The organism is Chitinophagales bacterium (assembly GCA_020635995.1).
Lineage (GTDB): Bacteria > Bacteroidota > Bacteroidia > Chitinophagales > UBA8649 > JAFMKE01.
In genome coordinates this window covers 197,910-220,802 of sequence record JACJYS010000001.1, presented here as the reverse complement: position 1 = coordinate 220,802, position 22,893 = coordinate 197,910, and the positions used below count along the sequence as shown (strand labels likewise).

Annotated in this window: 23 protein-coding genes; 14 read left to right on the top strand and 9 right to left on the bottom strand. The window is 32.9% G+C overall.

From position 1 onward, the window contains the following. Positions 1 to 308 precede the first annotated feature (308 nt). Positions 309 to 2,246: a DNA primase gene (locus H6578_01015; GenBank protein MCB9225736.1), complete on the top strand. Its 1,938-nt coding sequence runs from the start codon at positions 309 to 311 to the stop codon at positions 2,244 to 2,246. A gap of 271 nt (positions 2,247 to 2,517) precedes the next feature. Here the strand turns inward: H6578_01015 and H6578_01010 are convergent, their stop codons facing one another. Then, a complete protein-coding gene (locus H6578_01010; protein MCB9225735.1) occupies positions 2,518 to 3,582 on the bottom strand; it encodes a glycosyltransferase in 1,065 nt (354 codons plus the stop codon). Positions 3,583 to 3,630: 48 nt separating this feature from the next. Here H6578_01010 and H6578_01005 point away from each other — a divergent pair, with 48 nt between their 5' ends. Next, positions 3,631 to 3,789, top strand: a complete 159-nt coding sequence (locus H6578_01005) for a hypothetical protein (GenBank protein ID MCB9225734.1) — start codon at positions 3,631 to 3,633, stop codon at positions 3,787 to 3,789. Positions 3,790 to 3,796: 7 nt separating this feature from the next. Here H6578_01005 and H6578_01000 read toward each other — a convergent pair whose 3' ends face one another. The 3 genes from H6578_01000 to murA form a co-directional block, all read right to left on the bottom strand. Further along, positions 3,797 to 4,492, bottom strand: a complete 696-nt coding sequence (locus tag H6578_01000) for a TrkA family potassium uptake protein (protein ID MCB9225733.1) — start codon at positions 4,490 to 4,492, stop codon at positions 3,797 to 3,799. Between the two features lie 6 nt (positions 4,493 to 4,498). Beyond that, the gene (locus tag H6578_00995; protein ID MCB9225732.1) at positions 4,499 to 6,244 is read right to left on the bottom strand and encodes an ATPase; all 1,746 of its coding nucleotides are present in this window, start codon (positions 6,242 to 6,244) and stop codon (positions 4,499 to 4,501) included. A gap of 202 nt (positions 6,245 to 6,446) precedes the next feature. Then, the gene (gene murA / locus H6578_00990; GenBank protein MCB9225731.1) at positions 6,447 to 7,754 is read right to left on the bottom strand and encodes a UDP-N-acetylglucosamine 1-carboxyvinyltransferase; all 1,308 of its coding nucleotides are present in this window, start codon (positions 7,752 to 7,754) and stop codon (positions 6,447 to 6,449) included. A gap of 207 nt (positions 7,755 to 7,961) precedes the next feature. Between murA and H6578_00985 the strand changes: the two genes are divergently transcribed. Both H6578_00985 and H6578_00980 read left to right on the top strand, forming a co-directional pair. After that, positions 7,962 to 8,288 carry a PadR family transcriptional regulator gene (locus H6578_00985; GenBank protein MCB9225730.1) on the top strand — a complete coding sequence of 109 codons (327 nt, stop codon included), beginning with the start codon at positions 7,962 to 7,964 and terminating at the stop codon, positions 8,286 to 8,288. Positions 8,289 to 8,292: 4 nt separating this feature from the next. Continuing rightward, positions 8,293 to 9,825, top strand: coding sequence for a PspC domain-containing protein (locus H6578_00980; GenBank protein ID MCB9225729.1), 1,533 nt, complete (start codon positions 8,293 to 8,295; stop codon positions 9,823 to 9,825). Between the two features lie 129 nt (positions 9,826 to 9,954). On the opposite strand, the gene H6578_00975 is transcribed toward H6578_00980, so the two are convergent. Next, positions 9,955 to 10,716, bottom strand: a complete 762-nt coding sequence (locus H6578_00975) for a segregation/condensation protein A (GenBank protein MCB9225728.1) — start codon at positions 10,714 to 10,716, stop codon at positions 9,955 to 9,957. 189 nt (positions 10,717 to 10,905) lie between these two features. Between H6578_00975 and H6578_00970 the strand changes: the two genes are divergently transcribed. The 10 genes from H6578_00970 to H6578_00925 all read left to right on the top strand — a co-directional run bounded on the left by H6578_00970 (position 10,906) and on the right by H6578_00925 (position 20,253). Further along, positions 10,906 to 11,487: a fasciclin domain-containing protein gene (locus tag H6578_00970; GenBank protein MCB9225727.1), complete on the top strand. Its 582-nt coding sequence runs from the start codon at positions 10,906 to 10,908 to the stop codon at positions 11,485 to 11,487. A gap of 77 nt (positions 11,488 to 11,564) precedes the next feature. Further along, complete coding sequence (locus H6578_00965; protein ID MCB9225726.1) at positions 11,565 to 12,020, top strand: cytochrome c; 456 nt, start codon at positions 11,565 to 11,567, stop codon at positions 12,018 to 12,020. A 24-nt stretch (positions 12,021 to 12,044) separates the two neighbouring features. Continuing rightward, positions 12,045 to 14,027 (top strand): Sec-dependent nitrous-oxide reductase, encoded by a 1,983-nt coding sequence (gene nosZ / locus H6578_00960; protein ID MCB9225725.1) that lies wholly within the window; start codon positions 12,045 to 12,047, stop codon positions 14,025 to 14,027. A gap of 72 nt (positions 14,028 to 14,099) precedes the next feature. Continuing rightward, positions 14,100 to 14,690 carry a hypothetical protein gene (locus H6578_00955; protein MCB9225724.1) on the top strand — a complete coding sequence of 197 codons (591 nt, stop codon included), beginning with the start codon at positions 14,100 to 14,102 and terminating at the stop codon, positions 14,688 to 14,690. A gap of 5 nt (positions 14,691 to 14,695) precedes the next feature. Next, positions 14,696 to 15,145: a nitrous oxide reductase accessory protein NosL gene (locus H6578_00950; protein ID MCB9225723.1), complete on the top strand. Its 450-nt coding sequence runs from the start codon at positions 14,696 to 14,698 to the stop codon at positions 15,143 to 15,145. Then, positions 15,145 to 16,386 (top strand): nitrous oxide reductase family maturation protein NosD, encoded by a 1,242-nt coding sequence (gene nosD / locus H6578_00945; GenBank protein ID MCB9225722.1) that lies wholly within the window; start codon positions 15,145 to 15,147, stop codon positions 16,384 to 16,386. The genes H6578_00950 and nosD overlap by 1 nt, the downstream gene beginning before the upstream one ends. Continuing rightward, complete coding sequence (locus tag H6578_00940; protein MCB9225721.1) at positions 16,373 to 17,080, top strand: ABC transporter ATP-binding protein; 708 nt, start codon at positions 16,373 to 16,375, stop codon at positions 17,078 to 17,080. The genes nosD and H6578_00940 overlap by 14 nt, the downstream gene beginning before the upstream one ends. Further along, complete coding sequence (locus H6578_00935; protein ID MCB9225720.1) at positions 17,073 to 17,858, top strand: ABC transporter permease; 786 nt, start codon at positions 17,073 to 17,075, stop codon at positions 17,856 to 17,858. The genes H6578_00940 and H6578_00935 overlap by 8 nt, the downstream gene beginning before the upstream one ends. Positions 17,859 to 18,131: 273 nt before the next feature. Continuing rightward, positions 18,132 to 18,698, top strand: a complete 567-nt coding sequence (locus tag H6578_00930) for an NfeD family protein (GenBank protein ID MCB9225719.1) — start codon at positions 18,132 to 18,134, stop codon at positions 18,696 to 18,698. Positions 18,699 to 18,708: 10 nt separating this feature from the next. Beyond that, positions 18,709 to 20,253: a flotillin family protein gene (locus tag H6578_00925; GenBank protein ID MCB9225718.1), complete on the top strand. Its 1,545-nt coding sequence runs from the start codon at positions 18,709 to 18,711 to the stop codon at positions 20,251 to 20,253. A gap of 48 nt (positions 20,254 to 20,301) precedes the next feature. Here the strand turns inward: H6578_00925 and rsmI are convergent, their stop codons facing one another. The 4 genes from rsmI to H6578_00905 are packed head-to-tail and all read right to left on the bottom strand — an operon-like array spanning position 20,302 to position 22,875. After that, positions 20,302 to 20,970 carry a 16S rRNA (cytidine(1402)-2'-O)-methyltransferase gene (gene rsmI / locus H6578_00920; GenBank protein ID MCB9225717.1) on the bottom strand — a complete coding sequence of 223 codons (669 nt, stop codon included), beginning with the start codon at positions 20,968 to 20,970 and terminating at the stop codon, positions 20,302 to 20,304. Continuing rightward, complete coding sequence (locus tag H6578_00915) at positions 20,967 to 21,218, bottom strand: phosphoribosylformylglycinamidine synthase subunit PurS (GenBank protein ID MCB9225716.1); 252 nt, start codon at positions 21,216 to 21,218, stop codon at positions 20,967 to 20,969. The genes rsmI and H6578_00915 overlap by 4 nt, the downstream gene beginning before the upstream one ends. Further along, a complete protein-coding gene (locus tag H6578_00910; protein ID MCB9225715.1) occupies positions 21,215 to 21,964 on the bottom strand; it encodes a CDP-alcohol phosphatidyltransferase family protein in 750 nt (249 codons plus the stop codon). Before H6578_00910 ends, H6578_00915 begins: the two co-directional genes overlap by 4 nt. Continuing rightward, complete coding sequence (locus H6578_00905; GenBank protein ID MCB9225714.1) at positions 21,964 to 22,875, bottom strand: DUF1295 domain-containing protein; 912 nt, start codon at positions 22,873 to 22,875, stop codon at positions 21,964 to 21,966. Before H6578_00905 ends, H6578_00910 begins: the two co-directional genes overlap by 1 nt. Positions 22,876 to 22,893: the final 18 nt, after the last annotated feature.

The following is a 22,893-nucleotide window of genomic DNA, read 5'->3' as shown; positions in this document are numbered from 1 at the left end:
AAAGTTCAAAAAAATCATCATATCAGGGGCGTCATTCCGTAAAATTTTGTAGTGAAACGGAAAAATTTATACGGAATCCCAAATTCCTTTTACGGAAACAATCATTAAATTGATGTTCCAAAGACCTGTGAGATTTTAATGGGGTGCTGAAGACTTAGTGCAATTCCTTGACTGCCGTCAAGGCAGGTTTTGTAACTTTTCTACTAAAGAAAAGTTAATATAAAATACTTCATGAGTATCTTTACGGATAATCATAAAGATAATTCAATTTTAAAAATTGCCTAATTTTCTATTTACCTTTGTAATAAATGATTAGCAAAGAAACCATAGCTAAAATTAATGATGAAGCAGACATTGTAGATGTGCTTTCCGACTTTATTTCTATGAAAAAAGCAGGTAGCAACTACAAGGCAAACTGCCCTTTTCATCAAGAAAAAACACCTTCTTTTGTTATTTCGCCATCTAAACAGATATATAAATGCTTTGGCTGTGGCAAAGCTGGCGATAGCGTTAAATTTGTTATGGAACACGAGCATTTTAGCTATGTAGAAGCACTAAAATATTTAGCTCAAAAATACAATATCAAAATAGAAGAAACAGAACAAAGCCCCGAAATGATTGAACAGCAATCAAAGCGAGAAGGCTTGTATATTGTTAATGAATTTGCCAAAGACTTTTTTAAAACCAATTTGTTTGAAAATGAAACGGGCAAAGCTATAGGTTTAAGTTATTTTACAGAAAGAGGTTTCACTAAAGATACCATTCAAAAATTTGATTTAGGATATGCTTTAGAGCAAAAAGATGCTTTAACAAATGCTGCCATTGAAAAAGGTTATCTGTTAGAAATGCTTCAAAATGCAGGATTAAGTTCTAAAAAGGAAAACTTAAAACTTGATTTTTTTAGAGATAGAGTTATGTTTCCTATCCATGGCATTAGTGGAAAAGTGCTGGGTTTTGGAGGGAGAATATTAAAAAGTAATGTCAAAACAGCTAAATATATTAACACACCCGATACCGATATTTATGACAAAAGCAAAGTGCTTTACGGTATTTATTTTGCCAAAAATGAAATTAGAAAACAAGAAAATTGTTTTTTAGTAGAAGGTTATACAGATGTTATTTCTATGCATCAAATGGGAATAGAAAATGTAGTGGCATCAAGTGGTACTTCTTTAACAGAAAATCAAGTTAAACTAATAAGAAGATACTCTCCAAACATTACCGTTTTATACGATGGCGATAATGCCGGAATAAAAGCAGCACTTCGTGGTATAGATATTATTTTAGAGAATGGTTTAAATGTTCAAGTAGTTTTACTGCCCGAAAATGAAGACCCGGATTCTTTTGCTCAAAAAAATGACAAAGAAGATTTTTTAAAATTTATAGCTGAAAATCAAGAAGATTTTATCTTTTTTAAAACTAAACTTTTGCTAAAAGATGCAGAAAATAATCCCGTAAAAAAAGCAGCCGTTATAACGGATATTATAGCCAGTATTTCTAAAATACCCGATGCCATAAAACGTTCGCTCTACATAAAAGAAACCGCTACTTTAATGCAAGTAAGCGAACAAATTTTAATTAATGAAGCTAATAAAACTCGCAAAGAAATAATTAAAAATAGAAGGAAAGAGCAGAACAAAACAGATGATATAGTAGAAGAAAATGTGGGTTTAGAAGAAAATTTGGCTAAAAAAGATGAAGAATTATTAGACGCAGGAATTAATATAGAAAAATACGAAAGAGAAGTTATACGCACACTTTTAGAGTATGGAGACAACAGGTATAGTGATGATTTAATGACTTACGAATATATTTTTGGGAAGTTAGAAAGTGTTCCGTTAGAAAATGAATTGCATCTAAAAATAATAAAGCTATCTAAAGAGCTAAATAAAGAAGAAACCAAGCTCAGCGATTATTTTATTAATCATCAAGATGAAGAAATAAGCAATTTGGCTATAACTTTAATAATGGGCAATTTGAATAAATATGATGATGCCCTGAGTGAGGGCTGGGTAAAAAAGAAAGTTTTTACCACCACAAAAAATGAAATTTATAAAGAAGATATAAATACAGAATTGCACTGGCTCAATTTCTTTAAAATAAAACTGCTTGAAAGGCAAATTTTAGATAAAATTAAAACCGCTTCTGCTGAAGAAATGGAAAAACTGCTTTTAATAAAACAAAAAGTAGATATTAAGAAAAAGGAATTATCTTCCGACAAAGGAACATCTTATACTCCGAAATAGCCTAATTTTACAATGGTAAATGTCGGTAGATAAAAGTATTTAGTACAATAAGGCGAAGCCGATATTGGTTTGTTATATATTCATAATCGGCATTATACCATATAAATCAAGCACTTTTCATATATATTGACAACCTTCAAATATAAACTTATAGATGAAACTCACGTCATTTATGTTTTTTCAATTTCCAATCCAAGGGGTTTATTCAAGGGGTTTAAACCCCTTGGACTGGAAATACATTAATGTTGAAGAAGCGTTTGGTTTATTTCCTCTATATATTTCTAATCGGTATTACAAAAGCATCTATTATCTCTTCATTATAACCTAATGAAATATTAGGCGGAGCATAATTAATAAGCTGTTTTTGTGTTGCTGCTATATTAAGTTCATCTTGTTTCGCAGATAAAAACCATTTGTTTTTCATCAGTTTTTGAGCTAAATGCTCTTGCTCTGGCTGGGCGGGAGTGGGAATTAAAATAGCTTTTTTATTTAATTTTATTAAATCCATTATAGTAGTATAGCCACATCTACTTATCACAGTTTCGGCATTTATAAGCCACTGGTTTAGTTGCTGAGTAGTGGCTAAATCTACCACCGTTATATTTTCAGTATTTACAACTTCACTTTTTTGTTTTGTGCCTCTAACTATCAGGTGGTTTCCCTCTATATTTTGTAGTTGCGTGTATATTTTTTGTTCTAAAAGCGTTCTTTGAGGTTCAGGACCAGAAATTACCGCAAGAATATTTATACTTTCAGTAGGTTTGGTTTTTATAAATCTTGAATCTATACCAATGTAATGCGTATTTTTTAAGTTTGTTTGGCTCATTCTGCCACTTAAATTTTTTGGAGGAGCAATATCCGGTATCCAAATTTCTGAAAAGGGTTTTAAAAAGTTAATATAGCTGGCATTTACCATGTTTTCAAATAACCGAGATTGAGGAAAAAGCAAACGCAACTGATGGCAAATTAAAGCACTGTGTATATTTTTATTGTAAAATCCATATCTATTATCTGAAATAATAAAATTAGCTTGGTGTTTTTCTATCAATTTTTCACACAGCCTATTTTCTTCTTTTATAATTTTTATAAAGTGAGGAATTTGTTTAGCCAAATGTATAAAAAGCTGATTTTTATTTTTGGTATAGCTTGCATTGTAAGCAGGTGTTTTTTCAAAAATGAGATGAGGAAATTCTTTTTGTAGTAGAGCTAAAGCATCTCCATCGCTACAAATAATTAGTTTATACTGTTTTTTAAGTAAGTAGTTGATAAGCGGAATAGACCTTGTGGCGTGTCCTAAACCCCAATTGAGTATAGCAAAAAGTATAGTTTGTTGCAATTATTTGTATATTTATTTCGTTTAACAAACAAAGTAAAGCATTTTGTTATGAAAAAAATACTGATGATAGTGGGAATTATAGCTTTATTAAGCACTCTTAGTGCTTGCAAGGGTAGCAAATGCGACTGTCCAAGTTTTTCGCCTAAAAAACACAGAGGAGAAATATTTACGCCTCAAAAGACGGATATTGAAATTTTTAGAGCTTAATAAAGGCTTAATCTTCGCTTTTTTTCTTTAAAAATCTTTCTAAATCTTTATTGTTTCCATATAAAACAAGAATATCTTTTTCTTCAAAAGCTATATTATTTTGAGCTACACCTTGCACTTTAGTTTCTAATCTGGTTTTACCTATTAAACTTTTTACTTCTTCTTTTTTAATGGTAGTAAGCAATAAAATGTTAAAGTTTTTTCTAAAATCAACTTCGGCTAAGGTTTTCCCTACAAAATTTAACGGAACTTCGGTTTCTATTATGCTAAAGTTATCACTTAGCTCAAAGGAGTCCACCACATTTCTTAGGTTCAGCTTTTTAGCCCATCTTTCGGCAGTTTCTTGTTCGGGGTGTACTATTTCATCTACGCCTATGGCGTGCAGCACTTTTTCATGTAGATTGTTTATAGCCCGGCTTATTAAACGTTTTACTTTAAAGTTTTTTAAAATAGCCGAAGCCATAATATTGGCACCTTGGTCTTCGCCTATGGCTACTATAAAAACATCTGTGTCATTAATGGGCAAGCCTGCCATAGTAAATTCGTCTGTGGCATCCATACATATAGTATGCGATATTTTTTCTTTATAGGTATCTACTTTAGCCATTCTGCTGTCTATGCCTATTACTTCGTGTCCCATTTCGGTAAGCTCTTGGGCTAATGATGCACCAAAGTTTCCTAAACCAACTATTATATATTTCATTACTTTTTAATTTATGGTAATTTCCTCTTTTGGATATCTATAATTTTTGTATTTATCTTTTTTAAACAATGCTATTAAAATGGAAAGCATACTTACCCTTCCTACAAACATTATAACTATTAAAACAGCTTTGCTTAAAGTACTTAATCCGCCCGTTATTCCTAAACTTAAGCCTACAGTACTATATGCCGAAAAACATTCAAAAGCTATGTGCATCAGTCCAAAACGCCCGTCTTTAATGGTTATTATTAAAATACCAAAGCCTATAACCATAAGGGAAAGAGCTATGGTGGCAAAAGCACGACTTACAGAAATATCTGATATTTCTCGTCTAAAAACTTCAATTCGGCTTTTTCCTTTAGCTAAACTTATAAAATTTAAAATAGCAATGGCAAATGTACTGGTTTTAATACCGCCACCTGTAGAAGCTGGCGATGCTCCTACCCACATCAATAAAAACACCAGCATGGTGGTGGGGAATAGCATTTTAGACATATCAATAGTGTTGAAACCTGCGGTACGTGGAGTAGTAGCTCCAAAAAGAGCCGTTACTATTTTTCCAAATCCGCTATGGTCGGCAAGGGTATTATTATACTCTAACGCATAAAAACCTATAAAACCTATTACTGTTAGTGCTATGGTAGTAATAAGTGTAATACGGCTGTTGAGGTTTAAAATCCAAGGTTTATACACTACTTTACTTTTACCAAAAGTTATTAGTTTCCGAACATGGTAAGAAACAAATTTCATAATATTAACCACAATAGGAAACCCTAAACCACCAAGTACAAAGGCAGCAATTACGGCTAACTGCATAAAATAATTGTATCTAAATCCGTCTTCGTATAAATTATTAGTTAATGTAGAAAACCCGGCATTGCAAAATGCTGATATAGAATGGAATAAAGCAAAAAAAGCATGTTTTTGAAAAGAAGGGAAAGCAACTTCTTCAACAGAAAAATAAATAAATGTAGCTACGCTAAATTCAATAGTTAGTGTAATTAAGATAATATATTTCAAGGTGCTAAAAACTTCACTCAAGTTTTTTGAGTTAGTCATATCGCTGAGGGTTAGTTGGTTTTCGTAGCTTGATTTTCCCCTAAAAAAATAAGAGAAATAGCTGGCAAAAGTAAGGATGCCTAAACCGCCAATTTGAATAAGTATTAAGATAATAAATTGTCCAAATTCCGTGAAAAAAGTAGCTGTATCCACCACAATTAAGCCTGTAACGCAAACGGCACTTGTAGAGGTAAATAAAGCATCTATAAAAGATAAATTCCCGTTAGTGGCATTGGGCATCATTAATAAAAATGCCCCTAAAACAATTATAAACAGGAAACTAAGTACAAAAAGTTGGGCTGGATTGAGTACTGTTCTTTTAAAATTGAATCTAATTTCAAAAAACTCACGCACAAAAAACAAGAAAACAGCAAGTTTTATCCAGGCACTACTTTGCAGTAGTGGATGTGTTATTAAACTATTTTCGGCAATTAAAAAATCATAAAAAATTAGTGCTGCAAAGGATATATAAAAGGCATCAAACAAGAGTACTTTTTTAGGAACTTTAAAACCTTTTTCTATATATCTTAAAATTATAGCAAGAGCACCTATACCTAAAAGTACAAAATAGATGTCTTCTAAAATTTTTTGAGACATAGGAGAGTTTGAAAACCCTAAATCAAAAACAAAAGCCAACAAACCGAACAAACTTAAAATGAATGCTCCGCGATAGAATATTTTAAAATCAAACATTTGCGAGTGTCAATGTACTTAATTTTGTGCAAAATTACATTTTATACTGTATTTATTAATTTTAAAATGAGGTAATTAATAATTAGGTGATATGATAATTTGGAAATGAGGTAATTAACCCCGTTAGTAATACCGTTTAGGTGTAGATAATAGCCCAATATCAGCTTTTGCCTTATTGTGCGTTTAAGCTACAACAAACATCCTACAATCTCTTAATATCTGCTCCTATAGCATTCAGCCTACCATCTATATTTTGGTAGCCACGGTCTATTTGGTGTATATTAGAAATAATACTTTTCCCCTCGGCAGAAAGTGCGGCAATTAATAAAGCTACTCCTGCTCTAATATCGGGACTGCTCATTTGTATGCCTCTGAGTTTGTATTTTCTTTCTATACCTATTACGGTGGCACGGTGTGGGTCGCAAAGTATAATTTGAGCTCCCATATCCTTTAGTTTGTCAATAAAAAACAAACGGGCATCAAACATTTTTTGGTGTATTAAAACACTGCCTTTAGCTTGTATGGCTGCCACCAAAACTATTGAAATTAAATCGGGCGTAAAACCAGGCCATGGAGCATCGTAAATGGTAGGTATAGAACCGTCTATCATTCTTTGTATTTCATACACGCCCTGCGATGGCACATAAATATCATCGCCCTTAAATTCCATTTGTATGCCCAGTCTTTTAAAAACATCAGGAATAGGTCCCAACATATCTATACGGCAGTTTTTTATGGTTATTTCGCTTTGCGTAGTAGCTGCCAAGCCTATAAAAGAGCCCACTTCTATAAAATCAGGCAATAAAGTGTGGGTGCAACCGCCCAATTCTGTAACTCCCTCAATTTCTAATAAATTGCTTCCTACGCCCTTTATTTTTGCTCCCATACTATTTAGCATACCACATAGTTGTTGTAGGTAAGGCTCGCAAGCAGCATTATATATAGTAGTTTTTCCTTTTGCCATTACTGCCGCCATCACTATATTGGCAGTTCCCGTTACAGAAGGTTCGTTCATCAACATATACCTACCTTCTAAATTTTCGGCAAGTACGGTATAAAAATTATCGTCTTTATTGTAGCTAAAAGTAGCTCCCAGTTTTTGAAAACCTATAAAATGTGTGTCTAAAGGACGAGCTCCAATTTTATCTCCTCCGGGTTTAGGAATGTAAGCTTTTTTAAAGCGAGCTAAAAGAGGGCCCATTATCATAACAGAGCCACGTAGCGAACCTCCCTGTTTTTTAAAATCTTCGCTATGGAGATATTCTAAATTTATATCATCAGCCTGAAAAGTATAACTTCCCTCTTTTATTTTCTCTACTTTTACACCTAAATCACTCAGTAACTTTATTAAAAAATTAACATCCCGTATGTCGGGCAAATTGTGCATGGTTATTTTTTCTGCCGTAAGCAACACGGCACACACCACTTGCAAAGCTTCATTTTTAGCTCCTTGAGGTATAATATTTCCTTTAAGTTTTTTTCCTCCTGTTACTTCAAATTGATCTAACATAAGCTTTTGATTTTATTTAGTGCCTAAACATAGCACTTCTATTGGTAGATAAAAATTAATAGCAAAATATAAAGTGGGCAACAGCGTGTGGAGTGTATAATTTATATTACAAAATAGGCGTAGAGATAATTTTTTTCAAAAAAACACTACTTTGTTTTACATAGTACCAAATAAAGTTTATATATTTGCATTACAAATTAATATGCAATGGATGTAGAAAATACAAAAACGCAGATGCGAAAAGGAATATTGGAGTATTGCATTTTGGCTATTTTAAATGAAGGAGAAGCCTATTCTACCGATATTATACAGCAACTTAAAGATGCTAAAATGATAGTAGTAGAAGGTACGGTTTATCCTTTATTAACCCGCTTAAAAAATGCCGGAATTTTAGAATATAATTGGCAAGAATCTACTTCTGGGCCACCGCGAAAGTACTATTCAATAACCAACAATGGAAAAGAGGCTTTAACTGAGCTACATGAAACTTGGGACTTTTTAAAAACAGCAGTAAACACCCTTACAAAATCTTAAAATTATGAAAAAGACTATAAATATTAACCTTGCAGGTTTGGCATTTCAAATAGATGATGATGCTTATACTTTACTTGAAAACTACTTAAACAAAGTAAAAGCTACATTTAATAACAGCGAAGAACAAGGCGAAATTATTAACGATATAGAAAACCGCTTTGCTGAATTATTTACCGAAAAACTGGGAAAATTTACTCAAGTTGTAAATATTAATATGGTAAAAGAATCAATAGCTACGCTGGGCGATGTGGAAGTTATAGATGAAGAAACCAATGGGAGCAATGAAAATCAAAATTCATATAAACAAAACAGTGGCACTACCAGAAAACTATTTAGAAACCCCGATGATAAAATAATAGCAGGTGTACTGGGTGGTTTAGGTGCCTATTTAGGTATAGATGCTATATGGTTGCGTTTAATATTTGTAATATTAGGTATAGCCAGTGTGGGCGTGCCTGTGGGCGGTATTTATATTATACTTTGGATAATAATGCCCAAAGCAGAAACTAATATCCAAAAAATGCAAATGAAAGGCGAGCCGATTAATCTTAGTAATATTTCGGAATCGGTAAAAAAAAATTTTAGCAAAGAAAATTTAGCCGAATTAGGCAAAACAGGAGGCAGAAACGCAGAAGAAATATTAAAACTATTGTTTAAAGCAGCTTTATTAATAGTAGGATTAATATTGTTTTTTAAGTTTTTTGTGTTTTCTATAGCTTGGTCGGGAGGTACTTTTTTTATTAATTTCTTTGGAGAAGAATACCTAAACCTTGTATTTAGTAGCAATTTCTTCTTTTTACTATTTGCCTTTTCCATTTTTGCTTTGGTGGCTATACCAAGTATCTTTTTACTATATTTAATAGCCAAAGCATATAAAAAATCTAAAGTTTCATGGGCAAAAACGCTTATTATTAGTGGCGTTTTAATGTTGGTAGCTCTTTTAGCTTTTGTTGTGGCTACAGTAGATGTAGCTAAAAACTTTAGTAAAGAAGAAATAGCATTTAATTACATAGATGTTCCTTTTGCAGATTCATTAAAAACAGTTACCATAAATTTTAAACAGTCAGAATTAGACGAAGAAGGAGGTTTTCAATTTAATATAAATGAAGATGGGTTCAACGCTAAAAATATCCTGTATCGTCCAGAAATAAACACCTTGTTTTTAAATTCTGCTATTTTGCAGGTAAAACCGGCAAAAGAATTTAAGTTAGAAGCGGCAGTTTCAAGTAGAGGAAGAACAGTAGAAGAGTGTAAGCAACATATAGATAAAATAAGCTACCAATTAGAATTTAAAGATAGCAGTGAACTTGTTTTGCCTACTACTTTAGAAATAAAAGACGAAGGGCAGTTTAGATTTCAAAAAGTAAAATATACTTTAGAAGTACCTGTGGGTACAGAAATAAATTTTGGTAAATATACCAGCAAATATATAAAAGACCCCGTGCTACAAGCTACCAAAAAAAGTAAAGATTTAGACAACAATACTTGGCTTATGACAGAAAACGGCTTAGCCTGTTTAACTTGCGAAGTGGATTAATACCAATTGTTAACACAAAATAGATTAGACTATTTTGTGTTTTACAATGGTAAATGCCGATAGAGCAATATATTTAGCACAATAAAGCGAAGCTGAAATTGGACTATTATATATTCCTAATCGGTATAACTAACCCTTGCTTAACCAAAAATTATTAATACCTACACCGGAGCTTATTTTTAAAAATTTTTCTTGAATAAGTTCTAACATGGCCAAAAAAGTAAAAACAGCCTGCACTCTGTTTTCTAATTGAAGAAAAGCATCTTCAAAAGCAAGTTTGGGTTGTTTTGCTACGGCTTCTAATAGATAGTTTTTTTGGTTTCTTATGGTATAATTGTATTTCACTACCGTATGCACGGGCTTGCTTTCCCTTTCGTGTAGTTTATTCATTACACGTTTAAATGCTTTAAGCAGTTGGTATAGTTCTAAATTTTCAAGTTCTGCTTCTGTAGAAAACAGTTCTGCTATTTTTTGCATTTCTTTGCCACTACCGCCACGTTTGTTTTTAAGCAGTCGGTCGGCTTCCATTTCCCTAAGTTGCTCTATTACCTCTTTATATTTTTTGTATTCTAAAAGCCTTTGTACTAATTCTTCTCGTGGGTCTATTTCGTTGCCATCTTCGTCCAGTTCTTTTCTTGGAATTAAAGTTTTAGATTTAATTTTCATCAAAGTAGCTGCCACCAAAATAAATTCGCTGGCAACTTCAATATTTAATTGATTAAGCTGATGAATATAGTTCAAAAAATTGTCCGTTATTTGAGCTATAGGAATATCATAAATATCTAACTCATCTCTTTCTATAAAAAAAAGCAATAAGTCAAATGGCCCTTCAAACTGAGGAAGAACTATTTTATATTCTTCAATTGAACTATTGTTTTGTTCTTGTTTCATGCTACTTTTGCAAAAGTAATAAATTAAATAAATCATAGCTAATACTATAATTATAAAGTATAGATAACCCTAATGGAAAATAAATTTCAAAAAAAAGGACAAAATCATCTTAAATAATGACATAAATCCTATGATATAAATCATTTGGGTTGTAACTTTGCCCTATAATTAAAACAAAACGAAATAGTTATGAACAAATTAAATCTCATTTTATTAGTAGCCGTAGTGGCTCTTTTTTCCTGCAACAGTTCTACTGAAAGCACCACACAAGAAGAAAGTGTAGTGTCTAATAGTGCAACTACTGAAACGGAATCTCACGGACAGTCGGGCGTGGTTGATGAAGTTTCTGACCCTAATGCTTTGCAGTTAGCACAGTCATTAGACGATTTTTCAACTTTAGTAGCGGCAGTAGATGCGGCAGGCGTAGCAGACGCTTTAGTTAATGCCGGACCATTAACGGTTTTTGCTCCATTAAATTCAGCTTTTGACAAGCTTCCGGAAGGAACTGTTCAAGAATTGTTAAAACCAGAAAACAAAGCAAAATTGGCTTACATTCTTACCAATCATGTTGCCCCGGCTAATTATCCTATTGAGCAACTTCAAAAAGAAGCTAAAAAAGGCAGAAAGCTATATATGGCATCTGGGCAGTATTTAGATGTGGTAGATAATGACGGCAAAATAACCGTTGGTGGATTTGAAATTTTAAAATCTGTAAAAGTTAGCAATGGTTGGGTGCATGTTATAGATAACGTAATTGTACCAGCAGAATAAAAAAGATAAATTTTAAAACAAAAAACATTAATCAATTTAAAAGAAAACAAATGAAAAAATCAATAGGAATTTTATTAATGGCAATATTTGCTATTTACAGTTGTTCAAGCGATTCAAGCAGTAATAGTGAAAATGTTGAAGTAGAACGAGTGGAATCTACACCAGCAGAAGAAACTACTGCCGAAGTAGATCCAATGCAAGACAAAGGAATAGGGCCAATAAGCAGTGTAGAATTAGGCGAAATAGACGAAACAATGGCTGCCGAAGGTAAAGAAACATTTAAAACACTTTGCTCTGCATGCCATAAAATAGAAAAACGTTTTGTGGGTCCAGCATTATTAGGCGTTACAGAAAGAAGAACACCAGAATGGATAATGAACATGATTATGAATCCAGAAGAAATGGTAGAAAAAAATAAATTAGCTAAAGATTTATTGGCTGAATACCTTTCTCCTATGGCTAACCAAAATGTGAGTGAAGAAGATGCTAGAAAAATTTTAGAATATTTTAGGTCAGAAGACAACAAACAATAAAAACATTAAAACAATTAAAAAAATATGAAAACAATTAAAAATATTATTTACACGCTTGTTGCGGTGCTTGTTTTAGCAAGCTGTGGCAACACAAGTTCAAAGAAAAAAGACAGTAAAAGTGGTGCATTATCGGGCAATGCTGCTGAAAAAGTATATGTAGCACCCGGAGAGCATGATGAATACTATGCCTTTGTTTCGGGTGGTTTCAGCGGTCAGTTAGCTGTATATGGCTTACCGTCTGCAAGATTATTTAAAGTTATTCCTGTTTTTTCTGTAGATGCAGAAAAAGCTTATGGTTTTAACGAAGAAACAAAACCAATGTTAAACACATCTTATGGTTTTGTGCCTTGGGATGATTCCCACCACCCGGACATTTCTCAAACTAATGGAGAGTTAGACGGAAGATGGGTGTTTATTAACGGAAACAACACACCAAGAATAGCAAGAATTAGCTTATCTACTTTTGAAACAGAAGAAATTATAGAAGTACCAAATAGTGCCGGTAACCACAGTTCATCTTTCGTTACTGAAAACACAGAATACGTAGTAGCAGGTACTCGTTTTTCTGTTCCTATTCCGCAAAAAGATATGCCTATTTCAGAATACAAATCAAACTTTAAAGGAGCACTTAGTTTTATTTCTGTAGATCAAGAAACAGGACACATGGGTATTAAATTTCAGTTAATAATGCCTGGGTTTGACTATGACTTATCTCACCCGGGAAGAGGAAAATCTCATGGTTGGTTTTTCTTTACTACCTACAATACAGAAGAAGCTAATTCATTATTAGAAGTTAATGCTTCGCAAAACGATAAAGATTATATAGCAGCAGTTAACTGGAAAAAAATTGAAGAATATGTAAATAATGGCGGTGGCAAAAAAATGCCGGCTAAATATGCACATAACGTTTATAGCGATGAAACACATACTGCTACTTCTACAATGATGAATGAAGTTTTAGTAGTTGACCCAACAGAAGTACCGGGAGCAGTTTATTTCTTACCTACACCAAAATCACCTCACGGTTGTGATGTTGATCCATCGGGAGAATATATAGTAGGAAACGGAAAATTATCTGCCGACCTTACAGTACACTCTTTCACTAGAATGCAAGAAGCTATAGAAGGCAAAAAATTTGCCGGAGAAGCTTATGGTATTCCAATCTTAAATTATGAAGATGTAGTGGCAGGCGTAGTAAAACAACCAGGCTTAGGTCCATTACATACAGAGTTTGACGATAAAGGAAATGCTTATACTACATTCTTTATTTCTTCTGAAGTAGTAAAATGGAAATTAGGAACTTGGGAAGTAATAGACAGAAAACCAACATACTACTCAGTAGGACACTTAATGATACCAGGTGGAAACTCTAGAAAACCAACTGGCAAATACTTAGTAGCTATGAATAAAATAACTAAAGATAGATACTTACCTACAGGTCCTGAGTTAACACAATCAGCTCAATTATATGATATTAGTGGCGATAAAATGGAATTACTTTCAGATTTCCCTACAGTAGGTGAACCTCACTACGCTGCTGGTTGTCCTGCCGATTTAATAAAAGATAGAAGTGCCAAAATATTTAAGTTAGATGAAAACAAACACAAATATGCTGCTACAAGTGAGTCTGAAGCTAAAGTAGTAAGAGAAGGAAATGTAGTACATATTTATATGACAATGATACGTTCGCACTTTGCACCGGATAATATTGAAGGAGTACAAGTGGGAGATAAAGTATATTTCCACGTTACTAACTTAGAGCAAGACTTTGATGTACCTCACGGTATTTCAATGATAGGTGCTAATACTTCAGAACTATTAATTATGCCTGGACAAACAGAAACTTTTGTTTGGGAACCAAAACAAGAAGGTGTATGGCCATTCTACTGTACAGACTTCTGCTCTGCATTACACCAAGAAATGCAGGGTTATGTTAGGGTTTCAGCAAAAGGATCTAGCGTTCCAATATCTTATACCTTAGATGGCGATCCTACAGACGCAGAATAAGTGGTAACCCGTAAGGGGCTGGCTTTGTGAATACAGCCCCTTACATTTTTTTCTTTTAAAAATTATAAAATCATGAAACTGTCAAAAATTATTATGATAGTAGGAGCTGCATTGCTCTTAGCTTTGTTTGTTCTCCCACTTTGGAACATTACTTTAGAAGCCCCTCAATATCCGGAACCTATTGGTATGAATATACATATTAATAAGATAGCGGACGCCAACCCTAACGATATTCAAAACATAAACCTAATGAACCACTATGTAGGCATGAAAGACATACCTACCGATATGTTAGAGTTTAAAATATTTCCTGTGGTTATTGGGACAATGGCATTATTAGGTATAATAATTGGCATTGTAGGCAAGCACAAACTATTTTTGCTTTGGTTTATAGTAATGAGTTTGTTTGGAACAGCAGGCATGTATGATTTTTATAAGTGGGAGTATAATTACGGACACAATTTAAAAGAAACAGCAGCTATAAAATTTACTAATGATGATGGCACACCTATGGCATATCAGCCACCATTAATAGGCACCAAAACAATTCTTAACTTTGTGGCACACTCATACCCTCGTAGTGGAGCAATAGCTTTATTTGGCGGAATGGGTTTATCTTTAGTCGCTTTTTTTGTAGGAATGAAAGAAGCCAAAAAAGAATAGTTTAAATGAAAAAACCTTTTATTGTTATAGTATTTTGCTACTTGTTGTTTTTAATATCTTGTAGCGTATCGCCCGAAGAAATAAGATATGGTAGTGACCAATGTGCTTATTGTTCAATGAATATTGTAGATAAAACTCATGCTTCGCAGGTGGTAACCAGCAAGGGAAAACAATACAAATACGATGCTGTAGAGTGTTTAATACACCATATTCATGATGAAGAGTTGGCAAATACAGAATTAGCCTTTATATTAGTAACTGATTATAACAACCCAGGCACTATGACACAGGCTAAAGAGGCTCATTTTTTAATAAGTAAAAACATTCCAAGTCCTATGGGAGCTAATTTGTCTGCTTTTAAAAATATAGAAGCGGCTCAAGCTACTCAGCAGGAAAACGGAGGAGAAATTTACAACTGGGAAACTATTAACGAAAAGATGCGTTTAAAAAAGTAATGAAAAAAACAGCTTTTTTAATACTGTCTTTACTTTTTACCTCATTCGTTTTTGCTAAAACCATAAAAACGTGTGCTACTTGTGAAGTAAAAACATTAGGAGATGCCATAGCACTTGCAGAAAGTGGCGACTCTATTTTTATGCAAAAAGGCACTTATTATGAAAGTGATTTGCTAATAGATAAATCGGTAAAAATTTCTGGCGAAAAAGGCACTATTATAGACGGCAAAAACATGTCGGGCGTTATAATAGTAAACACACAAAATTTCTCTTTAAAAAATATAGAAATTCAAAATGTAGCGGTAAGCTATATAAAAGATAATGCCGCTATTAAAATAAATAACAGCGAAAATTTTATAGTAGAAAATGTTACCATTCAAAATGTTTTTTTTGGAATAATGATAGAAAAATCTAAAAAAGGCATAATAAGAAACAATAATGTTTCCAGCAATATAAAAGACGAAGCAAGCTCTGGAAACGGCATTCATGCATGGCACTGCTCAGAACTTGAAATATACAATAATGAAGTGTTTAATATGCGTGATGGTATTTATTTTGAGTTTGTAGAAAACAGCAAAATATACAACAATAACAGCCATAATAACATAAGATACGGCTTGCATTTTATGTTTTCAAACCATGATGAATACCACCACAATACATTTAAAAATAACGGTGCAGGTGTGGCGGTTATGTTTTCAAAGTTTATAAATATGTACCGCAATAAATTTATTTATAACTGGGGTACAGCCTCTTATGGGCTTTTGCTAAAAGAAATTTACGATGCCGAAATATATGAAAACACTTTTGAAGAAAACACCATAGGTATTAATATAGAGGGTTCAACCAGAATAAACTACAATAACAATATTTTTAGAAGTAATGGCTGGGCTATAAAAGTAAGAGGAGCTTGCTACCTAAATATTTTTAAGAATAATGATTTCTTACACAATGCTTTAGATGTTTCTTATAATTCTAAACTAAATGATAATTTGTTTGAAAATAACTATTGGAGTGAGTATTCAGGCTATGATTTAGATAAAAACGGCATGGGCGATGTTCCTTACCGACCCGTTAAATTATTTTCTTACGTTGTTAATGAATCTCCGGAAGCATTAGTGTTGCTTAGAAGTTTATTTATTGATATTATCAATTTTTCAGAGAAAGTTTCGCCTATATTTACCCCGGATAATTTAATTGACGAAAAACCAAGATTAAAACCTATTAATGATTTCAATTAAAAAGTTAAATAAAAAATTTGACAAGCTTGAAGTGCTTAAAAATCTTGATTTAGAGATAAGTCGGGGTGGAATACATGCTATTTTAGGACCCAATGGTTCCGGCAAAACCACACTAATTAAGTGTATTTTAGGCATGGTAATTCCCAACAGTGGCACTATAGAATATAAAGGAAAAAGCATAATAAATAAGTGGGATTACCGGAAAGATATTTTATACTTGCCTCAAATAGCCAATTTTCCGCCCAACCTTACGGTTAAGGAAATTATAGACATAGTAAAAAATGTAAGAGGAACACAAGCAGAAGAGCAAGAACTAATAGAAACACTTGGTTTGCAGAGCTTTATGAAAAAGAAACTCAGCCATCTTTCCGGAGGAACTAAGCAAAAAGTGAACATAGTACTTACTTTTATGTTTGATGGCGATTTAATTATTTTAGATGAGCCTACAAGCGGTTTAGACCCTGTTTCATTAATAAAACTTAAACAGATAATTCAACAACAAAAAGATAAAGGCAAAACAATATTTGTAACATCGCATATTATGAGTTTTGTAGAAGAAATAGCCGATAATGTAGTGTTTTTATTAGATGGAAATATCCATTTTAAAGGAACAATAAGCCAGCTAAAAGACACAACAGGTACAGACAGTTTAGAACATTCCATTGCTCAACTTTTAATACAAGAAAATGCTTAAAATATTAAGATACAGCTTAAATGATTTATTAAGAAGCCGATGGAGCTATGTGTACTTTTTCTTTTACTTTGTCTTGGGATTTGTACTGCTTTTTTTAAACAATGATGTTTCAAAAGCGGTTATTACCTTAATGAATATCATTATAATTTTAACGCCATTAATAGCCACTATTTTTGGTGTAATGTATTATTACAATTCTAAAGAGTTTACAGAGTTACTTTTAGCACAACCCATAAACCGAAACAAAATAATAATAGGTCAGTATTTAGGCGTTGCCATTTCTTTAAGTTTGAGCTTAGTAATAGGTTTAGGCGTGCCTTTTTTATTTTATGGCTTGTTTAACAATGCCGAAGCTACAGGAAATTTTGCTTTATTGCTTACTACGGGTACTTTCTTGAATTTTATTTTTGTTTCCTTGGCGTATAATATTGCCATATCTAACGATAATAAAATAATGGGTTTTAGTTTTTCCATTTTAATGTGGCTCATTTTTGCGGTAGTATATGACGGCTTATTTTTAGTGCTCCTTTTCTATTTCAGCGATTATCCTTTAGAGAAATTTTCGCTAATAGGCATGATGCTTAACCCCATAGATTTATCGCGGATATTAATCTTATTAAAATTAGATATTTCTGCTCTTTTAGGATTTACCGGAGCTGTTTTTAAAGACTTTTTTGGTACAAACTTAGGCTTATTTATCTCCTTAGGAGTGCTATCGCTTTGGGTTATATTGCCCGTATTGCGTTTACATTTCAAGTTAAAGAAAAAGGATTTTTAAGGCAAGTCGGCATCTATATTATCTTTTTCTTTATTTTATGCCGATTAGGAATATATAATAGTCCAATTTTATTATACATAGGTATTAAGGATATCTAAAGAAGCCCTATATGACTTCCCCCAAAGGGGAAAAAGTCCCCCTAAGAATAAGTTTTGACAAATTATTGGGAAAAACAGAAGCAAATAAAGTTTTTATAAACATTACTTAAATTTTACCCGTTTATTTAGCTAAGTGTATGCCCAAATATATATATTTGTACATAACTAAACACCTATGCTGTCATTTTTTGAAAATATGGATACCTTATTACAAGGCTTTTGGGTTGTATCCATAGGCGTTACTGCCATTTTTTTAATTCAAACATTACTAACCATTTTAGGGGGTGATTTGCACCACGATGTTGATTTTGACATAGATGCAGATGCTGACGGTGCCGATGCTCCGTTTTCTTTATTTTCTGTAAGAAATATGATTAATTTTCTGCTTGGTTTTGGGTGGACCGGAGTAGCTTTTTATAATCAAATACAAAACAAGACTTTATTAATTGTTTTAGCTTTTTTTGTTGGTGTTATTTTTCTGTTAGCTTTCTTTTTTCTTATAAAACAAATACTAAAACTCTCTGAAGACAACACGTTTAAAGTAAATGAACTGATAGGAAAAACAGGAGAGGTTTATTTGAATATCCCTGAAAATAACAATGGGAAAGGGAAAGTTTTAATATCCATTAAAGGAACAACAAGAGAACTGCCTGCCACAACTAAGGGAGAAGCCATAGCTTCTTCTTCTATTGTTAAAGTAGTAGCCGTTGACAACAATATTTTAGAAGTAGAAAAAATTTAAACTCACATTTATGAATGCTTATTTTATTATAATTCTTGTAGCAGTATTTGTACTGTTTATTACATTTATTGCATTAATATCTCGCTATAAAAGATGCCCCTCAGATAAAGTATTGGTAATATATGGTAGAACAGGTGGCTCTTCTGCTAAATGTATTCATGGTGGTGGTGCATTTATTTGGCCGGTTATTCAAGACTATGCCTACTTAGATTTAAAACCTATTTCTATAGAAGCTAATTTAACAAATGCGTTATCTCGCCAAAATATTAGAGTAGATGTGCCTTGTAGGTTTACCATAGCTATTTCTACCGAACCGGACAGTATGGGAAATGCTGCCGAAAGATTATTGGGACTAACTCCCGATCAAATTCAAGAATTATCAAAAGATATTTTATTTGGTCAGTTGCGTTTAGTTATTGCCACTATGACCATAGAAGAAATTAATTCTGACAGAGATAAATTTTTAGACAATATTTCTAAAAACGTAGATACAGAATTAAAGAAAATAGGTTTAAAGCTAATAAATGTAAACGTTACAGATATAAAAGACGAATCGGGGTATATAGAAGCCTTAGGAAAAGAAGCGGCTGCTAAAGCTATAAATGATGCAAAAATAAGTGTAGCCGAACAAGAAAAAATAGGAGAAACAGGAAAAGCTGTTGCCGATAGGGAGAAAGATGTTCAAATAGCGGAAACCAATAGAGATAGAGATGTAAAAATTGCCATTACTCAAAAAGACAGAGAAGTAAGCATTGCCTCTGCCATTAAAGATGAAGCGATAGGAAAAGCCGAAGCAGAAAAAGAATCAAGAGTGGCTACTTCGCAGGCAAACTCTATAGCTGTAGAAGGAGAAAACAGGGCTAAAATAACAATAGCCAACTCAGATGCACAGCGTAGAGAAAAAGAGGCTGAAGCCTTAAAAATAGCAATGACTGCCGAAAAAGTGCAAGCGGCAAAAGCACTTGAAGAATCTTATGTGGCAGAACAAAAAGCAGAAACGGCTCGTGCAGAAAGAGAGCGTTCTACTCAAATGGCTAATATTATAGTTCCGGCAGAAATAGCTAAAAAACGTGCCATTATAGATGCCGAAGCAGAAGCGGAACAAATAAGGTTAAACGCAAAAGGAGAAGCAGATGCCATTTATGCTAAAATGGAAGCCGAAGCTAAAGGTTTGTACGAAATACTTACTAAGCAAGCAGAAGGATACGACCAAGTGGTAAAAGCTGCCGGTGGCGATTCAACCAATGCTTTTCAATTATTATTGCTTGAAAAACTTCCCGAATTGGTTAGAACACAAGTTGAAGCCGTTAAAAACATTAAGATTGATAAAGTTACGGTTTGGGATAGCGGAAATAATAAAGATGGTTCTAACTCAACAGCAAATTTTGTTTCGGGTTTAATGAATTCCGTTCCGCCATTAAATGATTTGTTTAACATGGCAGGATTAGAATTGCCAAAATATTTAAAAGGCGATAAGCTAAACGAAATAGAGGAAAAGAAAGAAGAAAAGGTAAAGCCTACACCTAAAAAAGATGATGATAAAAGGGGAAAATAAATTTTTATACAGTAAAAAGTTACTCTTCCCTTTCAATTGGCATAAAACCTACCGCCCTACCACCACCACAAATTCCCCTTTAGGTTTAGTAGTTTTAAAATGTTGTAGTAGCTCTTGGGCTGTGCCTCTTAGTGTTTCTTCGTAGGTTTTGGTTAATTCTCTTGAAATAGAAATCTGCGTTTCTGCACCTATATATTCCGTTATTTGTTCTAAAGTTTTAACTATGCGGTGTGGCGATTCATACAAAATAACTGTTCTACTTTCTTGTGCTATATTTTCAAAAAGTGTTTTACGTCCTTTTTTATGTGGTGGAAAACCCATAAACACAAAACTATCAGAAGAAAAACCTGAATTTACTAATGCAGGCACAAAAGCTGTAGCTCCGGGTAGCGTTTCTATTGCTATGCCTTGCTCTATACAAGCACGCACCAAATAAAATCCGGGATCGGAAATAGCCGGTGTACCACCATCAGAAACGAGGGCAAGATTATTACCCCCAAGCAACTTTTTTACAACGCTTTCTGTGGCATTATGCTCATTAAACTTGTGGTGTGCCCACATAGGTTTGTCTATGGCATAGTGGTCAAGCAGTTTTTTGGTTTGTCGCGTATCTTCTGCTAATATTAAATCTACTTCTTTAAGTACCTCTATGGCTCTAAAAGTTATGTCTTTTAAGTTGCCTATAGGTGTGGGTATTATATAAAGCTTTCCTTTCAAATTTCGTCTATAGTGAAATCAAAAGCATCATCATCGTTTTTGGCAAAAACATTTTTACAAGCATCCCCCACAAAGGCATTGGCAGCATTATAAGAGTTAGCTTCTACTTCAAAAGTATAAAACTTTCCTATGGTTATGTTTTCAACATTGTCTATGCGTGCTTTTTTAAGGTCGTCCATAATTCTTTTCCCTTCTGTATTTTTTGTTTCTGCACCGGGAATTACATTAATTTCTGCTCTAAATTTCATCTTTTTATCAAGTTTTTAAATAAATTCAGTATAATATATAACAAAACTATAAGTGGCAACCCACTTAAGTTAAACATCATAAGTAAGATAATTCCTAACAAAATAAATGTTATTTGAAAAGGATTCTCTTTAACGGACAAGCTACCCACTTTAAAACTAAACATAGGAATATTACTTACCAATAACAAAGCTAATATTAAACTAATTATATTTAAGACTAAAGGTTTATAAATAAAGTTAAAATATTCATTCCCAGCTATATAATTATGAAACAATCCTAAAACAAATACGGTGCACGCTGGTGTGGCTAAGCCTTTAAATTCTGAACTTTGATTTGTAGAAATATTAAATTTAGCTAACCGCAATGCCGAAAACAAAGCTATAATAAGTGGAAAAAATATAACTAAATATGTTTGTAATGAATTTATACTTTTTAGTTCATCAATAAAATTATTGGTATTATTAATAGGGTGTGCCAGTACTACCAAGTAAATCATTAAAAAAGAAGGCACTACCCCAAAACTTACAACATCTGCCAAACTATCTAAATCTTTGCCTATAGGTGTTTTTACATTTAACAAACGAGCTATCATGCCATCAAAAAAATCGGCAAACATAGCAATGATAATAAAGGGCAAAACAAGATTAGTTCTGTCCATAAAAAGGCTAAATATGGCAAAACATCCACACAAAAGGTTAGTAAGTGTAAGCGTATTAGGTATGTATCTTTTTAAGCTGAAAGCCACTACACAAATTTAGGTAAAAATTTACCAATTTTCTTTTGGTAAGCAATATAATCGGGATATTTTGATGCACTTATTTTTTCGCTAAAATCTGAACTGCTTTTAAAAAGTACTACTAAAAGCAAGCATCCCATAATACTCCAGTTTATCCATTGCCCCGTGGCACTTATGCTAAATAAGTAAAATGTAATCCAAATAGCTTGCTCTGCCGCATAATTAGGATGCCTAACTATACCCCACAAACCCGTATGCACAAAACCTTTTTTATACAAAGGATTTAATTCTTCTTTGTTGTTAATACGCTTATGTTTTTCGGTTTGATAGTTCCACTGCTCTTGGTCTGCTTTAGTTTCTATGGCAATAAATAAAAGCATGAAGCCTGCCAGCACATAATCATACCAAAATATAGCGGTAGTGTTTATAGATAAAATAATAGGCAATGTAAAAAACAAAATAAGTAAATGCTGATACAAACTAATAAACAACAGATTAAAAATACTAAAAACCCACGGAATATTTAACGGTTTGTGCTGTTTAAGCACTGTCCAGCGGTAGTCTTCTTCTCCTTCCCAAAATTTAAGAGAATAACCTCCTCGTCTTGAAAAATTATAGGTTAATCTAATACCCCAAATACTAACTAAAACAGATAGAAAAATCATTCTTATATTCCAATCTGAATAAGCCGTAGCTATCCAAACGTATATTATTGGTGTTATACTCCATAATTTATCGGTTTGGCTGTAGTTTTTTGTTATTTCGCTTATTATAAAACAAGCTAAAGCTATGGTAATAGTAGTGATGAATAATATTTTAAGCAAAGCCAACTGCTCTACAGTTAGTGGTGTACCAAATTTAAAGGCAATAAAAGGAACTATTACTAAAGTAAAAATTAAAAGGCTTGCTGTTTTTAACATTGCACTATTTTTTTGTAA

Coding starts and splice junctions, on each gene's coding strand:
- H6578_01015 (MCB9225736.1), top strand. CDS start 309: ATGATTAGCAAAGAAACCATAGCTAAAATTAATGATGAAGCAGACATT.
- H6578_01005 (MCB9225734.1), top strand. CDS start 3,631: ATGAAAAAAATACTGATGATAGTGGGAATTATAGCTTTATTAAGCACT.
- H6578_01000 (MCB9225733.1), bottom strand. CDS start 4,492: ATGAAATATATAATAGTTGGTTTAGGAAACTTTGGTGCATCATTAGCC.
- H6578_00995 (MCB9225732.1), bottom strand. CDS start 6,244: ATGTTTGATTTTAAAATATTCTATCGCGGAGCATTCATTTTAAGTTTG.
- murA (MCB9225731.1), bottom strand. CDS start 7,754: ATGTTAGATCAATTTGAAGTAACAGGAGGAAAAAAACTTAAAGGAAAT.
- H6578_00985 (MCB9225730.1), top strand. CDS start 7,962: ATGGATGTAGAAAATACAAAAACGCAGATGCGAAAAGGAATATTGGAG.
- H6578_00980 (MCB9225729.1), top strand. CDS start 8,293: ATGAAAAAGACTATAAATATTAACCTTGCAGGTTTGGCATTTCAAATA.
- H6578_00975 (MCB9225728.1), bottom strand. CDS start 10,716: ATGAAACAAGAACAAAACAATAGTTCAATTGAAGAATATAAAATAGTT.
- H6578_00970 (MCB9225727.1), top strand. CDS start 10,906: ATGAACAAATTAAATCTCATTTTATTAGTAGCCGTAGTGGCTCTTTTT.
- H6578_00965 (MCB9225726.1), top strand. CDS start 11,565: ATGGCAATATTTGCTATTTACAGTTGTTCAAGCGATTCAAGCAGTAAT.
- nosZ (MCB9225725.1), top strand. CDS start 12,045: ATGAAAACAATTAAAAATATTATTTACACGCTTGTTGCGGTGCTTGTT.
- H6578_00955 (MCB9225724.1), top strand. CDS start 14,100: ATGAAACTGTCAAAAATTATTATGATAGTAGGAGCTGCATTGCTCTTA.
- H6578_00950 (MCB9225723.1), top strand. CDS start 14,696: ATGAAAAAACCTTTTATTGTTATAGTATTTTGCTACTTGTTGTTTTTA.
- nosD (MCB9225722.1), top strand. CDS start 15,145: ATGAAAAAAACAGCTTTTTTAATACTGTCTTTACTTTTTACCTCATTC.
- H6578_00940 (MCB9225721.1), top strand. CDS start 16,373: ATGATTTCAATTAAAAAGTTAAATAAAAAATTTGACAAGCTTGAAGTG.
- H6578_00935 (MCB9225720.1), top strand. CDS start 17,073: ATGCTTAAAATATTAAGATACAGCTTAAATGATTTATTAAGAAGCCGA.
- H6578_00930 (MCB9225719.1), top strand. CDS start 18,132: ATGCTGTCATTTTTTGAAAATATGGATACCTTATTACAAGGCTTTTGG.
- H6578_00925 (MCB9225718.1), top strand. CDS start 18,709: ATGAATGCTTATTTTATTATAATTCTTGTAGCAGTATTTGTACTGTTT.
- H6578_00915 (MCB9225716.1), bottom strand. CDS start 21,218: ATGAAATTTAGAGCAGAAATTAATGTAATTCCCGGTGCAGAAACAAAA.
- H6578_00905 (MCB9225714.1), bottom strand. CDS start 22,875: ATGTTAAAAACAGCAAGCCTTTTAATTTTTACTTTAGTAATAGTTCCT.